The sequence below is a fragment of the Chloracidobacterium sp. genome (assembly GCA_016716305.1).
In the GTDB taxonomy this organism is placed as follows: domain Bacteria; phylum Acidobacteriota; class Blastocatellia; order Pyrinomonadales; family Pyrinomonadaceae; genus OLB17.
In genome coordinates this window covers 3,231,040-3,246,621 of record JADJWP010000002.1, presented here as the reverse complement: position 1 = coordinate 3,246,621, position 15,582 = coordinate 3,231,040, and the positions used below count along the sequence as shown (strand labels likewise).

At 52.0% G+C, this 15,582-nt stretch carries 10 protein-coding genes and 1 pseudogene; 2 read left to right on the top strand and 9 right to left on the bottom strand.

Features of this window, described 5'->3' with window-relative positions:
* Positions 1-6: 6 nt before the first annotated feature.
* Positions 7-1,014, bottom strand: a complete 1,008-nt coding sequence (locus IPM28_16740) for a serine hydrolase (protein ID MBK9174630.1) — start codon at positions 1,012-1,014, stop codon at positions 7-9.
* An 89-nt stretch (positions 1,015-1,103) separates the two neighbouring features.
* Here IPM28_16740 and IPM28_16735 point away from each other — a divergent pair, with 89 nt between their 5' ends.
* Positions 1,104-2,408 (top strand): amino acid permease, encoded by a 1,305-nt coding sequence (locus tag IPM28_16735; GenBank protein ID MBK9174629.1) that lies wholly within the window; start codon positions 1,104-1,106, stop codon positions 2,406-2,408.
* Between the two features lie 129 nt (positions 2,409-2,537).
* On the opposite strand, the gene IPM28_16730 is transcribed toward IPM28_16735, so the two are convergent.
* Positions 2,538-3,569, bottom strand: a complete 1,032-nt coding sequence (locus tag IPM28_16730) for an NAD-dependent epimerase/dehydratase family protein (protein ID MBK9174628.1) — start codon at positions 3,567-3,569, stop codon at positions 2,538-2,540.
* 65 nt (positions 3,570-3,634) lie between these two features.
* A complete protein-coding gene (locus IPM28_16725; GenBank protein MBK9174627.1) occupies positions 3,635-6,451 on the bottom strand; it encodes an insulinase family protein in 2,817 nt (938 codons plus the stop codon).
* Positions 6,452-6,628: 177 nt separating this feature from the next.
* Here IPM28_16725 and IPM28_16720 point away from each other — a divergent pair.
* Positions 6,629-6,748, top strand: a pseudogene (locus IPM28_16720) (prepilin-type N-terminal cleavage/methylation domain-containing protein).
* 40 nt (positions 6,749-6,788) lie between these two features.
* Here IPM28_16720 and IPM28_16715 read toward each other — a convergent pair.
* The 6 genes from IPM28_16715 to IPM28_16690 form a co-directional block, all read right to left on the bottom strand.
* The gene (locus IPM28_16715) at positions 6,789-11,225 is read right to left on the bottom strand and encodes an AMP-binding protein (GenBank protein ID MBK9174626.1); all 4,437 of its coding nucleotides are present in this window, start codon (positions 11,223-11,225) and stop codon (positions 6,789-6,791) included.
* An 8-nt stretch (positions 11,226-11,233) separates the two neighbouring features.
* A complete protein-coding gene (locus tag IPM28_16710) occupies positions 11,234-11,665 on the bottom strand; it encodes a hypothetical protein (GenBank protein MBK9174625.1) in 432 nt (143 codons plus the stop codon).
* A 40-nt stretch (positions 11,666-11,705) separates the two neighbouring features.
* Entirely contained in the window at positions 11,706-13,307 is a 1,602-nt protein-coding gene (locus tag IPM28_16705) for a DUF2088 domain-containing protein (protein ID MBK9174624.1), read from the bottom strand.
* A gap of 14 nt (positions 13,308-13,321) precedes the next feature.
* Positions 13,322-13,759, bottom strand: a complete 438-nt coding sequence (locus IPM28_16700) for a hypothetical protein (GenBank protein MBK9174623.1) — start codon at positions 13,757-13,759, stop codon at positions 13,322-13,324.
* A gap of 22 nt (positions 13,760-13,781) precedes the next feature.
* On the bottom strand, positions 13,782-14,687 hold the full coding sequence (locus tag IPM28_16695) for a M28 family peptidase (GenBank protein MBK9174622.1): 906 nt from the start codon (positions 14,685-14,687) through the stop codon (positions 13,782-13,784).
* Positions 14,688-14,764: 77 nt separating this feature from the next.
* Positions 14,765-15,439, bottom strand: coding sequence for an HAD-IB family hydrolase (locus tag IPM28_16690; GenBank protein MBK9174621.1), 675 nt, complete (start codon positions 15,437-15,439; stop codon positions 14,765-14,767).
* Positions 15,440-15,582: the final 143 nt, after the last annotated feature.

Sequence of the window (15,582 nt, the reverse complement as noted above, 5' to 3'; positions counted from 1 at the left end):
TTTGTCCTATACCTCTCTCAGTTTGTCTATTATCCGACTGACGATCATCGGGATCACGTTTTTTTCATTGGCATGATTCTCGGTAAACACGGCGATCGCAAACCGCGATCCATCCGGTGTTTCAATGTATGCCGCATCGTGTCGAGTGCGGCTGGTCCAGCCCGCCTTCGACCAAAGCCTTGCACCGGTCAGTTTTTTCTCCAATAGTGCCATTCCTGAGAAATCTGTTGCCTGGCTGTTGGCGTCTTTTCCGGTTGCGAACGGATCGCGCTTCAATAGCTGACGCATCATTTCGCTGCGTTCGGCACTCACTGACCGGCCTACAGCGATCTCGGCGATCAAGCGAGCAGCCGCGTTGGTCGTAAGCATATTCCGATTCTCACCTTTGTAATTGCGAAACTGCTGTTCGATTCCGTATGCGTCCTCGCAATGGGTTTTCTGGTTGACGTTGATATTTGTAAAACCCATTGACGCGAAATACCGGTTCATTCGGTTGCGGCGAAAGGCCCATAGATCGAATTCCTTCTGCGAAAGTTCGCTTCCGCTGGAGGTGTTCGTTAAGACATCGACTATGTACTGAGTCGCTTCGTTCGATGAATCAACGATCATATCCCTCAATCCACGCTCAAGCTCTTTGGTCATCGCGACCTTTCGGTCCTCGAGCTGCTGATACAGGGCCGCCATATAGAACATCTTGACGACGCTCGCCGGGTAGATCTTTGCTTCACCTCGATGGTCGGCGATTTGAGGTCTGGCAGGATCGCTCAGATCGATCAGCGTAACGGCGAGTTCCTCATTCTTGATTCCCTGCTGACGATACGAGTTGATCACCTCGCCGACTACCGAATCCAATGCCGATTTCAGCCGGTTTGAAGAGACCATCTCAAGCGGACGATAGTCCTTGGGTTTAACGATCTCGTTTTCTTTCGGCGCGATCTTCGCCGCCGCAGCGACTGTCAGAAACAAGGTCAGTGTGATCACTGCCGCTTTCGATCGGTTAATGACGGGCATCATTTTTATTTGCTGCTTTCTTTACGTGAGTTGATTTTCAGAGTATAAACGAAAATCATCTCCCGCAAAAGCTGGCCAAAAAGTGACGCATAATGAACGAACAGAAGCTGATCCGCGGCATCGGCCGTTGGGACCTTACCGCAATATTCATAAACACAATAATCGGAGCCGGCATATTTGGACTGCCGGCTAAGGTTCATGCGTTGATCGGCACGTGGAGCCTTGTCGCCTTCTTCGCGTGTGCGATGATCATCAGTTTTATTGTCGTTTGTTACGCAGAGGTCGCGAGTCGGTTTTCTGCCACTGGCGGACCGTATCTGTATGCTCGAGAAGCATTTGGACCAGTAGTGGGTTTCGAGGTCGGCTGGCTGTATTGGATCGTTCGTGTGACGACATTTGCGGCAAACTGCAATCTCCTGATCACCTATTTCGGTTTTTTTGTCCCGCAAGCCAGCCAAGGAACATTTCGTGTCGCATCTATCAGCGTTGTGGTTCTGACGATTTTCGTTGTGAACCTGATCGGCGTAAAGCAATCGGCCATGATGACGAACATATTCACTGCCGGTAAATTGATACCGTTGTTCGTTTTCGTCGCTGTAGGCATCTTTTTTATTCAGCCGGAAAACTTCACGTTCGACACTGTTCCCGAGTACGGAGCATTTTCAAGTGCCGTGCTTTTACTGATCTATGCATTTGTCGGTTTCGAGGTCGGGGTCGTGATGGGCGGTGAGACAAAGGATCCGCAGCGAAACACCCCAATTGCCCTCTTCGTCGCCCTTGGTGTTGTTGCCGTTCTATATATCTTGATCCAGGTTGTGAGCATCGGGACACTTTCGGGACTCGCTCAATCGGAGCGGCCGCTTGCTGACGCCGGAGCCATTTTTCTGGGGACGTACGGAGCAGCATTCATCACGGTTGGGGCACTTGTGTCTATCCTCGGGAACTTAAATGTCGGATTGCTTGGAAGTACGAGGCTGCTGTTTGCAATGTCTGAGAACGGCGACCTTCCGTCGACGCTGAGTCGTACCCATGAAAGCTTCAAGACTCCGTGGGTCTCGATACTTTTGACTTCGGTGGTCATACTTATTCTGACGATCTTCTCTACCTTTCTTACTGCACTTGCGATCGCAACTATTACCCGATTGCTCGTATACGCAACCACGTGTCTTGCTCTGCCCGTTTTTAGACGGCGCGGTGATGCGCCTGAAGCAAGGTTTTCCGCACCGTTCGGCGTTTTGGCGGCCATTCTATCTATCGGCTTGATCGTATGGCTATTGACGCGTGTGGATTTTGCGAAGGAAGGAATTCCGATACTGATCGCGATAGTTATCGGACTGATCATTTATTTCTTTTCGGGTTGGCTGAAAGGTAGACGCGAAGTCGCGAAAAATGACTGATCTCTCATAGTCAAAGCTCGTGGTTCTTAAGATCTGTATTGTAGCGTAAGGATCGGCTTTGTGATGAGTACAAAGTCAATATGGCCGGACGCGATCTTTTTTGGTCAAACGCGCAATTTGACAGATCTCTTAACTAAAGACATCTGCTCCAAGAAAGTTCTTTCTTAGATAGGTGATCGTATCTTGAAGCGTTTCCTGCGTATCGCGAGGCACAAATCCCAGTTCTTCTTCGGCTTTCGCACTATTCAGATACCAGAAGTATTCCGCCTGCTCGACCTCGCCCGGTTCGATCGGCGACGTTTTGTTCCAATTCCGAAATACCGAATCAATGATTCCGGCTCCAGCAACCGCGATCTTCTTCGGGACGCGCAGCATCGGTGGAGAAATGCCCGACAAGCGGGAAAGCCTGCCAAAAAAATCTGCAAATGTCATGTTGCCTGCCCCAAGAAGATACTTCTCTTTGTGGCGTCCTTTTTCGATCGAATTTATGAACGCTTTCGCAACATCGCGGTTGTCGACCACACTTAACCCGCCGCTTGGACAATATGGTATCTTGCGCCCGAGGAAATCGAGAACGACTTTGGTCGAACTTAACCTTTCGTCTCCAGGACCGAGCAAAAGTGTCGGATTGAGTATCACTAGCTTGCGTCCATCACCGTCAAAATTCTCAAGCGCAGTTCGCTCTTGATAATACTTCGATGAATAGTAGGCCCAGCGAGAGATCACATCAACGGGCTGAGGATAGGTCTCGTCGATCTCTTCGGGATCTTCGCTGACGGCAATCGTGCCGCTCGAAGACGCCAGAACAACGGTCTGAACTCCGGCTACCTTCGCTGCTTCGCAAAGCAGCCTGGTACCCTCGACATGGATTTTGTTCATTGCGGCCGCGTCGTCATTGTTACGCGAAACCTTCCCCGCGAGATGGAGCACAACCGAGACGTTCGCGACCGCTGCGGCAACGTTTTCGCGGCTTGTTACCGATCCAAGCATCGGCTCGACCCCTGATTCCTTCATCCAGTCGGGAACTCTCGATGCCATCACACGCAGATTTCGTGCTCCGGCATCGGTCAATCGACGGACGATCTCAGCACCAAGGAATCCGGTTCCACCCGTGATCAATATCTTCTTTTCCGTTTTGGCTATCGCCTTTTTCTTCGCCATTTTACGCTTGCGATGCAGTTTACAAACCGTCTTTCCGCAATCGGCGGCCGTCGGAGATCCGTCCCTTAGTTCTTTGACGAGATCACGATGGGCTCGCCGAATCCAAGTTCCTTCAATCTCGGTAACTGTGATTTCGCATCGCCAACCACAAGCCAATACATTCGGCCGCTATCGAGATACTTTCCGGAAAGTTCTCGAATTCGTTCGACCGTCATTTCCCGAACTATCTGCTCACGCTGTTTTACATAATCCGGTCGCCAACCATACTTACTGATGTTCTCGAGCATGTTTAGCTTTGCTCCGGAGGTCTCGAATGCCCGAGCATTACTCTTGGTAAGAAAGCTCTTTGTAGTTGCCAGATCGTCAGTCGAAAAATCCTTAGCATAGTTGTCGACGATGAGCCTTATCAGCTGAACCGATTCGAGCGTCACATTGCTTCGGACACCGCTGAAGATCGAGAAGAGTCCGGTATCACGAGTGCCCGAGAACGATGAATTGATCCCATAAGTATACCCCTTGGTTTCGCGGAGCTGCTGAGTCAGCCGCGAGGCAAATCCGCCGCCGCCAAGGATGTAGTTCATCACAACGGCGGGATATTGGTCGGGATCGTTCATACCCATCGACGGATAACCGATCCGTAAGACCGACTGAACTGCGCCGGGAACATCGTAAAAATAAACCTGCGAACGTTCCGGCCTGGACGGAGCTTTGAGCACCGGCAGCGTCACTGGCTTTGCCTTCCACCTGGAGGTCAGGCTCTTAAGCCCCCCGGCCACCTGCTTTTTGTCGATCGCACCAACGAGGTGCATACGGGCAACCGAAGGCGAGAGATTTCGGGCATAATACGCCTTCAGGTCGTCCATTGTGATCGAGTTCACCGACGCGATGGAACCAAGCGGGTTTTTCGAACGAATATCGCTCTCGCCGTATACCAGCTTGTTGAACTCGATCTGCGCGATCGAATTCGGCAGTGCCTCCTGCTGCCGGATCGATGCGATCGTTCGTTGTTTGATCAGATCGAATTCTTTCGCGTCCCATCTGGGTTCGAGCAACATCTCTTCTAACAATGCGAGCGTTGGAGCAAAATTTCTAGCGAGTGTATTGACGCGAAACCTGAAATCCTCAGTTCCGGCTCCAACATTGATGGTCGCACCGAGTTGCTGTATCGCCTCCTCGAGCTCGACCGGGGTGCGTTTCGCCGTGCCCTGCGTCATGAGTTGGCCAAGCAGCTGCGAAACGCCGACCTTGTTGATATCCTCCAAGAGCAACCCGCCGTCCATGACGATCTCAAACTGGACAAGCGGAACCTCAACGTTTTCTATACCGTAGACACGCATTCCGTTCGAGAGCTTGCTTTCCCAAATGATCGGAAGCTTCACCTCTGGAGTGGGGCCGAAGGGTGGTTCGACCGTGCGGTCAAAACTTGACGGCGTTCGTTCGTATTTTGCCGCGATCGTTGGATCGACCTCTTGTTCTGCCCCTTGCACGATCTGCTCTTCGACCACAGCCGCGATCTTCGACCCCTCGAGGGCAAGCTCGATCTTCCCTTTCGGGACGAACGAGGTCGCGACATAATTCTTGTTTTTGATATATTTTTCGTAGACTCGGCGTACGTCCGCCGATGTCACGGCGAGAATGTTGGCGATGTCTTTTTCTACGAAACCCGGATCCCCCGCAAAAATATTGTATTGCGTAAGCTGCACGCCCTTTCCAAGAACACTCGATAACGAGTTGTAGAACTGTGTCTCCTGACCCGCTTTGATCCGATTCAGATCATTTTCCGAAATACCCTCTCTTTCGAACTTCGCGAATGCTTCGTCCACTCCAGCTGCCACCTCGTCAAGATCTTTCCCGGCGAATGCTCTGACAGACAACTCGAATTGACCGGCAAGCTCCGACGTGTCGTTCGAAGTCCTCAGGTTTGCAGCAAGTTTCCTGTTCTCGACCAGGACCTGGTAAAACGGAGCCTTTTTTCCTCGTGAAAGATATTGTGCAAGCACGCTAAGTGCATACGAATCCGGATGAAACTCCTCGACAGTCGGCCAAGCCATCGTTAGTTCGGGAAGCCGGGCAAAATTATCTTCATGATAGAACTTGACGGTTTCCTTGACGACACCCGGCCGCTTTTCGAGCGGTTTTATATCCTCTCCGCGCTTGATCTCACCGAAATACTTTTCGACCCACCGTTTCGCCTGCGCCTTGTCGAAATCTCCTGCAACGGTTAGCGTCACGTTGTTCGGTACGTACCATTTGCGGAAGAACTCCTTCACATCCTCAAGTTCGGCATTCTGAAGATCTTCAAGTGACCCGATCACCTGCCAGTTGTAGGGATGATCTTCCGGATAAAGAGCTTTATCAATGACGTAGGAAGTATGCCCGTACGGGTTATTGTCGACACCTTGACGCTTTTCGTTCTTAACGACCTGTTTTTCTTTCGCCAAGACGGCTTCGGTGACAGTGTTGATGAACCACCCGAGCTTGTCAGCCTCGGCCCAGAGCATCTTTTCGAGAGCATCTTTAGGAACCGTCTGCAAGTAGTTCGTACGGTCCCTGCTAGTGGAACCGTTAGCACCGGAACCGCCGATTCGCGCGGTCAATTTGTCAAGCCCGCCCTTACCCAGATTCTCCGATTCGAGAAACAGCAAATGCTCGAACATATGTGCAAATCCGGTACGACCCGCCTTTTCTCGGGCCGAACCGACATGGGCGGTCAACGAAACCGCCACGACCGGATCGGAACGGTCGATGTGAAAGATCACCTCAAGCCCGTTCGGCAAAGTGAACTTTTCGAAATCGATCTTGAACGCAGGTTTTCGCTGGCCAAGACCGATCGAAGAAACGAGTGTAACGATCATTGCGAGTGAAAATATCTTTCTCAACATATGTATTAGGCTCCGAACCGAACAAAGATCATTGATTGTACGCACCGGACGCCGGTGCGGTTTTTCACGTTAAGCTTAAAAATTGTCTATTCGATGATAGTTTTTTCCTGATCGCTACGCATTCTCTATCGGATGACGATAATGACATCCGAGATACTTAACAAAGGAGAACTAATTATGAAGAACACTACTAATCGACTCAAAGGCATCATGGGTTTCACACTCATCGAACTTCTTGTTGTTTCGGCATCAATACCGGTTTTGATCGGCCTGCTTCTTCCGGCGATCCAAAACGCTCGCTAGAGAGGTCCGTCGGGAGGTCTTAGGACCTCCCATTTTATTCATCAATCATTGGTTCCGGTTTCCGAACTTTACGACGCTCGGCCTTCCAAGCCTTTCTTACCGAAACGACATCGAACTTGTCTCGCCTGCCATCACGCATATTCTCGACCTCGTGTTGGACGCGGGCCGCTATGAGCCTGTAAGCCTCTGTGTTAGGCACACCTTTGGTCATATCGCGAAGCTCTTCGTACGAAAGGAATTTACCGATCCGAGCCCCGATCTTAGCTCCGATGCTCTGCTTGGCAGGGATCGTCATACCCTTTGGATATGCTTCGAATGTTCCCCAGAGCTGTATCGGAAGTATTCCTATCTTCTGATTGAGGGCAAGATAGCCGATCACCGGTTTGAATTCGGCGATCTCGCCCGTCAGCGAGCGGGTTCCTTCCGGAAATATCAGCGCGTTATAGCCCTCGTTCAGGATCCGCGTAACATGTCGCAGCGACTGCCTCAAACTTCCCGTTCGCTCGATAGGTACAAGCGTCGTAAAGTTGTTCATGTACGCCCGCTTATATTTGGTATCGAACCAGTAGTCAGCAGCGGCGACCGCTACGGTCTGTTCTGCAACGGCCTTGCCGAGGGCGGTCTTGACCAGTCCGGTATCGATATGGGATGCGTGGTTCGGCGCAACGATGAAATTTACATGCTGAGGCACGTTGCCCTGCCCTTCGATCGTCGTATCAAGGACGTTCTTGTAAAGACGTTCCTGAGCAAAATCGACTGCGGCGTTCCCTATTCTCCGGACCAGCGAAGGGATAAAAATGTCCTCGTCATCTTTTTTCTCTTCGATCTTTGGCTCATCTGCAAGACGTTTAGACCTATCTATTCGCTTGACCGCGGTCAACAATTCGCGGACCGTCTGAACCTCGTTCAACGCGTCTGGAGAAAGCACACGGCCTCCGGCATCTTCGACCGCCGCCTGGAGTTCGACGAACATCAGCGAATCAAAACCGAGATTCGCGAGTTTATCTTCTACGGCGATTTCCGATAATGGCCTGCTTGAAACGGTTGCGACGATCTTCCGGATCCACAATAGATTGTCGTCACTCTTTGACTCCGTCGCGGCTATCGTTTTGTTCTTTGAACGTTCTTCGAGTGACTGAAGCATCTCGACGACCTCTGGACGTTTAACTTTCCGGGTCGCAGTTCGCGGCAACTCGAACGGAGTTATGTGAAATACCTTGATCCGTTTGAAGAAGGGCAGCGAGGCCGCGATCTCACGAAAGTACTCTTCGATCCTTTTGTTGACGTCCGCCCGGGACAGAGCGATATCGTGTTCGTAATCAGGGACGACCAACGCCGCTATCTTTTCCCCGCCGTCGTCCTCGGGCAGACCGACCACGCTCAGTTCTTTTATGAACCCGGACTTGGAATATATCTCTTCGATCTCATCCGGATAAATATTCTTTCCGTTAGAATCGATGATAACGTCCTTTGAACGGCCGACGATGAAGAGATTTCCGTCTTCGTCGAGCCTGCCGAGGTCGCCCGTCCGCAGCCATCGATCCTGGAGGACTTCCTCGGTCGCTTCGTCATTGTTGTAATAGCCAAGCATGACGTTCTGACCGCGCGCCAACACCTCGCCGATACCGCTTTCGTCAGGATCATTGATCCGCACCTCGACCCCGGGAAGCGGTTTACCGACACTGCCTCTCAACAATTTGTTGCCGGGCCGGGCGACGGTCAAAACCGGTGAGGACTCCGTCAGGCCGTAGCCCTCGAGCACCGTGAATCCCAGACCATGCAGGTCTTTTTGAACTTTTTCGGATAACGCCGAACCGCCTGATATCAAATAGCGCATCTTCCCGCCCATTCCCTGATGGATCGGGAAAAAGACGATCGGCCCCAGATTGAATGGCGTATTATCGCGTATCCACGCGTTGAACTCGATGATATTGTCAGCCAGATCGGCGATCCAATCGCCGCGTTCACGAAGTCGGGTCTTTATCCGCCTGTGTAGCATTTCCCAAAGAGCTGGAACGCCCACCATGCCGGTAACATGGCCGTTTTCGATCGTACGTGAAAGATCTTCTGCGGTAAGTTCGTTTAGATATGTGATCTGCGTACCATTTGAGAACGGCGTGAGAAAACCTGCCGAAAATTCAAACGTGTGGTGCATCGGCAGGACGGAGAGCACGCCGTCAGTCAGATCCATATCAAGTACGGACGACAGCATCGAGATCATGTTCGTAAAGTTCTTGTGCGAGAGCATCACGGCCTTTGGCTTGCCCGTCGTGCCCGAGGTGAAGATCAGCGACGCGACCGCGTTGCCGAGCACTTTTGCAGGCAGCAGAGCGAGCCGCTTGGATTCCTCAAGCTCGTCAGGCAATTCGAAGACCTCATCGAACGTCCAAACCGAAACGCCACCTTTTTTCCGGCTGTCTATCGCCTCATCGAGCTTTGCTTTCAATTCCGGATGCTCAGCTGACAGCTTCGGCGAAACGACTATCGCGGAGACCTCACCCGCCTTTGCAAAATTGACGATCTCATCAACTGAACTCGCCGGGTCGATCGGGACCGCCGTCGCACCGGCCTTGAGGATCCCGAAATAGGTCATCCCCCATTCGGGCATATTGTTCGAGAACAAGATCACCCGATCGCCCGGTTTGATGCCCTTGTCTGCGAGAAAGCCGGCCGCGCGCATCGTCAGTTCGCGGACATCATCATATGTATATTGCTCACGTCGTCCGTTTCGCTCGATCCGCATTGCGACACGGGTCGGAAAACGCTTAACGGAGGTGTCAAAGAGGTCAAGCAGGTCCTTGTAGGTGTACGAACGCTTTTCGACCGCTTTCAGCTCTTCTTCAAGTGTCGGCAAAACCCACTTTCGCATTCCCGGAAAATGGACGTTCAACCAATAGTCATACCAATCGAGCTTTTCGGGATACCAAGGCAACAGATGCTTTTCCTTCTCCTTAATGACAGACATCAATGCCCGAACATTATCAGATCGATAAAGATATTCGTTATCGATCATGAACGGTTTGAACATCGCAAACGCGTCCATCGTGTCCTGGGTCGCCTGTTTGAAATCTTCGGTCGATCTTTTGAGGTCAGAGATGATATTGCCGATCCGCCCGCCGCCCCAACGCGGTGTTGCACGATCCATCAGATCGTCTGCCCTTTTCGCTAACTTGTTCAGCATCGGAGCACTGGTCAGTTCGTAAGTACGCTGTTTCACCGGGACGGCCTCGACCATTCCGGCAAGCTTGTTGATGATCTTGTTACCTGTTTCCTTTTCGTCAAAATGCTGTCGCTTGTAAAGCCCGACAAGCCCGACGATGCGTTTCATATCGTTCGGATTCGAATCGCCCGATGATGCCTGGAAAACAAGTGGCGGATCGTCATCGACCAGTGCATTCATTGCCGCCGCGATTATCACGCCGGCTACCATGTCGACCGGGATGATATCGAGGATCAATTTTTCGTTGACCGGAATTATCGGCTGTCCGCGAAGTGCGATCAGGATCAGCGGTGCGGTGGTCGTAAATCCCTCGTTCCAGCCCGGGAACGGATACTGATTCGATGATTCGACGATCGACGGACGCACCAACGTCTTCACGATGTCGTCCTGCGAAGCAATGATCTGCTCGGCGAGCGACTTCGAATATGTATAAATATTCGTCCATCCCCAATACTCGGCTCGCTCGGCACCAAGTTCCGTCGTCCTTTCGCGGATCCACATTTTGCGTTCGCGAAAGATCGCCGATTTCAGCTCAGCCTCATCGTCCGGATCGCGGCCTTCTTCGATAAATCGATTGCGGGCCTGTTCACGAAACTTTGCGGCCTGGACCGCGTCGTCGGCTTCCTGACGTGCTTGTTCGCTCAAGCGGGCACAATCCTCGATCTCGCGATTCACGTCGAAGGTCGTGCCGACAAGCTCGTTCTTTCGCGGAAAATAACCGACGACCGGCTCGTTCTCCCAGATCGCTCCCGAACGCTTCCCTGCAACAAAACACGTCGAAACGTGCACAAGCCGCGGCTTCTTCATCATTCGGGCCATCTTGATAATGTTGTTCGAACCTACGACGTTTGTACGTAATGCCGACTCAAGCGGCGGATTAAACGTTACATTTCCGGCACCATTTATGATGATGTCGGTAACGCGCATTATCTTCTTAGCTTCCTTTTCGTCAAGCCCGAGATACTCATTGCCTACGTCGCCGTTGACCGGAACTACCTTTGACTTAATGAAGTCGTCGAACCCGTCGCCGTACTTCTCCCTTAATGGATCAAACGTCGGCGACGTGACAATACTCGTCCAAAACCGCGTCCTTGATTCATTCTCATCCCGCGCCCGCACCGTCGCATAAACCTTTCCGATATCCGGAAAATTGTGCAGCAGCATCGACAAAGTCACCTTCCCGACGAATCCCGTCCCGCCGATAAAGAAGATGTTCTTGCCCTTAAATATTTCTGATGGTGATAGTTTCATTACTTTCGTCAATGAACTGGTTCCGAAGAAAAGAACTCTCGAATCACAGGATCCTCATCGATCACATGGTCGATGATGTGGTAGACATCCTTAACCCATGGATGGTCTAGGGCCTCCTCACGTGTAAGCTTGCGACCAAGTATTTCGACGTCCGACCATTCAGACTCGTTCGCATCGATGATCGTGACGTTAAAGTTGTCTTCGCCTTCCCAGAGTCGGAATGAAAAGGCGACGCGCGATGGCGGAATCTCATCGTCGTCCCACTCACCCAAGCTCACGATGCCGACAACTCCGTCGTGCCGGTGCTTATCCGAAAACAACGCATAATAAACCGCGAACGCATCGTCATCCTGATATACAAACCTAGTCAACCGAGTCGTGCTTCCCTGGCAGCATTCGCAGGTGATTGTTGATGGTTCTTCGAATTCAATCTCAAGCATCGTTGGAATCGAAGCGGTCACAAACCGTGACCGCCTGAGTCTAATCACTCACATTACACAACCCAATAATCGGCTGATGCAGCATCGTTATCTCGGCGTTGCGGCCCATATACGAGCGGCCCATAGCGATTGCCTCGGTCAGGTTGTCGGCACGTTCCCAGCCTAGCATTTCGGGGACGTGGGCGTTTTCGGCTCCGGCGACGATGACCTTGCCGACGTGCTGGCGGCCGTTTTCGCCCCAGTACCACATAAAGAATGGGTGCGCACCGTGATATGCGTTGCCGCGGCGGTACATCTCGACGTATGCCGGGTTCGACGCGAACTCGCGTTCGTATTTTTCGCGAAGGTAGAACGCATCGCGCGATTCCGGCAGCAGCCGGTGGAAAAACTCGATGTACGACGGGTGAAAATTGTGATCGAACTCGTCGAAACACGGATGCGTAATGATCATCACGCCGCCCTTTCTGAGCAGCGGCTTGTTCCGGTACATATTGAAGTGGTACCCGAGCGCCATCACCTGCACGAGCAGCGGATTCAACGCCGAATAGACGTTATACGGCGAGATGTCCGGGATGCCCGAGATCAGGATGTCGCACTGGCCCTTTACCGGAATTTCGTACTGCCTATAGTTGAGCTCGAGGATCTTGTCGTGGACCGGCTCGGTCTTGCCCGCGTAGCAGCCTATCAGTTCATACTGGGCCGGGATGGCATGAAGCATCTTCCTGCGTGCGGCACGCGGCATTTTTGAGAATGTTCTCGCCATCGCTTCCCACTTCATCCGGTCCATGAACGAAAACTCGTCCTCGTTCCGCGTCAGGATGTCGTAGCCCTCAGGGAACATCCTGTTGTTCAAGGCAGTTTCGATATGAAACACCTTGCACTGCTCATCGACAAGCTTGCCCAACCGGATGACCTTGTGGTTCAGCTCGGATGCAGGCGGGTCCATATAGGAATGCGAATCGCGGATCGTCTGCGGCTCGTGGTGAGCACGCAAGGATTCGTAATCGCATAACCCCACCGCCACGGACTTATGCCCGCCGTCCATCGGGACAAGGTTGATGTTCAGATAGATCAGCAGGTCGCTCTCGATCGCTCGCTTGTTCACACGAAGCGGTTCGTTGTGGCGCGTGTGGCCGAGCGTGACCAGATTGTCGTCGTCTTCGGCGTCGTGGTTGTAATAGCGGTCGGGGTAATATTCGTTATAGATCGCATCGCCCACCATCCGCTTCATTTCCCACGCCGTCATCTTGCGGTGCAGCGAGTTTGCGATGATGAGATGAATATCGTCGACGCCGTTCGCGCCGCACATATCCAGCACGACCTCAAGCATCGTCTGCCGCATATCCGGCGTCGCCATCGGCGGCAGCGGCAGCGAAATGTCGTCCATCGCGATCGTCACCCGCATCCCCGGTTCGAGCAGTGCATATAGCGGCTCCATCTCGATAGGGTGGTTTACGGCATACCGGATCGCCGCCTCGCGATTCGGCAAACCCTTGATCGGCGGATTCGGATAAATGACCCGTGTCCCGATCGGAATGTCCTCAAGGATAAAATCTTCGCCATTCGGCATGATCCGCGGTGCCGAGTCCTTGTCGATATACACGATCGATTCGTGCGTTTTGCGTCTTAGTGAAAGTGCCATAATCCTAAAGATCGTTAATCGCAATTTCGAAAAATCCGATTACCTCCGTCCGGAACATCACCGGATATCGCCATCCCGCACAATCGAAATTGGTCGCCCCAATCAAGTGTTATGGCCACCTTCCGATCATTTCTCTCCAGAATCAGGGCCGACCAGTTATCGTCGCGGTAAATCGCCTTTTCCGGAGAACCACGTTCATCGCGACGCCAGTTCAGCTCCGGATCGATACTTTTAAGCAATCGCACGGCAGGACGCAAACGAGCTGAAAATTCATCCCGCGAAAGTCCATCACGAGTGATGCTGTCCGCCTCGTTGTAAATCTGGTTGAAGTCATCTTGCAGGAATGCCTGTCTTAGTCGCTCAACTGCGGCATCGTTCCGAGAACGATAATCAATACACGCCCCGCTTAAAAATCCGAAGAGCGTCAAAAATATGAAAAAAGTTGCCTTCATCTCCAAATCGCCGGCTCTACACTTATTTGTCAAAGCTTCGAAGAGCCTCAATAATCGTCTCCACCGCCCTCACATAAAACTCCGGCTGGATGTTCACGAAATCGTCGGTTGGGCGGTGATAGTCCTTGTGGTCCTCAACGCCGAAATAGATGAAAGGGATCTTCGCTGCGTGAAAGGCGGCATGGTCAGATTGGTTCGTCCAGTCGCCCATCCCAAGCTCGGGCCGGTCGTGTCCAAGCAAAAGTTTCACTTTCGCTTTTTTCTGTGCGGCTTCGAGTGCCGGCTTGAACTGGGGATAATGAAAGGTCCCTGCCGCGTATAATTCGCCCTTATCGCTCCGCGAGATCATATCCATATTTATGTTCAACAAGATATTTTCCTTCGCAACCGGCGGATTCGCGACGAATTCCGTTGCTCCGAGCAGTCCCATTTCTTCAGCATCAAAAGCTACGAAGACCAATGAGTGCTGTGGTGTTTCCTTCGCAAAGTACTCTGCGATCGCAAAAAGAGCCGCTGTCCCCGAGGCATTGTCGTCAGCTCCGTTATAGACCGAGCCGTTGCGAATCCCAAGGTGGTCGTAGTGAGCAGTGATCACAATATACTTGTCCGATCGCTTCTTGCCCTTGATCTGCCCGACAAAATTGACGCCCGCGACCTTTCTTTCGGTGCCGCGTTCTGTGATCTGAAAATCTTGTCGAAACGAATCGCGAATTGGCACCAGGCCGGACCTGCGAAACTGTGTTTCGACATACGCCCTGGTTTGTTCGATCGACGGCCGAAGCGGCGAGCGTCCCTCACGCTCGTCCGATGCAAGATACTCAACGTCATTCAGCAATTTGACGGCGTCGAAATATTTCGAACTTGGCTTTTTAGCGTCCTCGTTCCGTTTGCCGACCGCGAGCTGTCCGACGGCCGTTGTGACCGCGATCAGAGCAAGTACTATCAGCCATCCCCCGGTTCGTTTTAAGTCCTTCACTGCTTCTCCGTTGTCATTTCTTTCGATTGTTATTTCAAATCCAGTACTGCCCAGTCATGCTGGCGGGCAGTTTGCTTGAGGCGAAAATCAGGGCAGACCGCGACCGGATGACCGACGATCGACAGCATTGGCAGATCTGAGATGCTGTCTGAATAAGCGTAAGATTCGCTGAGGTTGATATTGTTCTTTTCCGCGTATTCGCGTATCCACTTCGCCTTCGTCGCCGATGCCATTACCGGCGGCAGTACGCGGCCGGTCGCGTATCCGTTCACAAATTCGAGCCGGTTCGCAACGTAATCATCAATGCCGAGATAATCCATCATCCTCTCGATCGTAAAATCAAGAGCCCCCGTCAGTACGACCTGATGCTGGCCGATCTTCTTGCCCTGAGCTATCAGTTCTGCGGTACCCGGAAAGATCGCCGGCTTCAGAACATCTTCGAACAGCTCCTCGGAAAAGTAACGAAGTCTATCCTGCGAAAAACCCGAGTAGCTGCGAAAGAACACTTCGTTAAAAACATTGCGCGAATAGAGATCCGTTACGCCAAAAAACGGCAACTTAGCCAGCGTTCCGACACTTTTCTTGGCCGTCTGCCAAATGCCTTGCTGCCGCTTCGCATAGAAAGCGAGCGTGTGGACGAGGTTTGTGCTGACGAGCGTGCCTTCGAGATCGTAGAACGCCGCTGCATTTCCGTTTTTATTCATACGGGCTTTGTGCTATTTTAGTCGCAACTTTGATGTCCGCTCTATATGCGGAGAATATTAGCACGTTGGCGAGGAATTGCGACATGAATTCGTGCAAACTTTACGTTTTAATTACATTTGTAATTACATTGTGCCTACAGTCG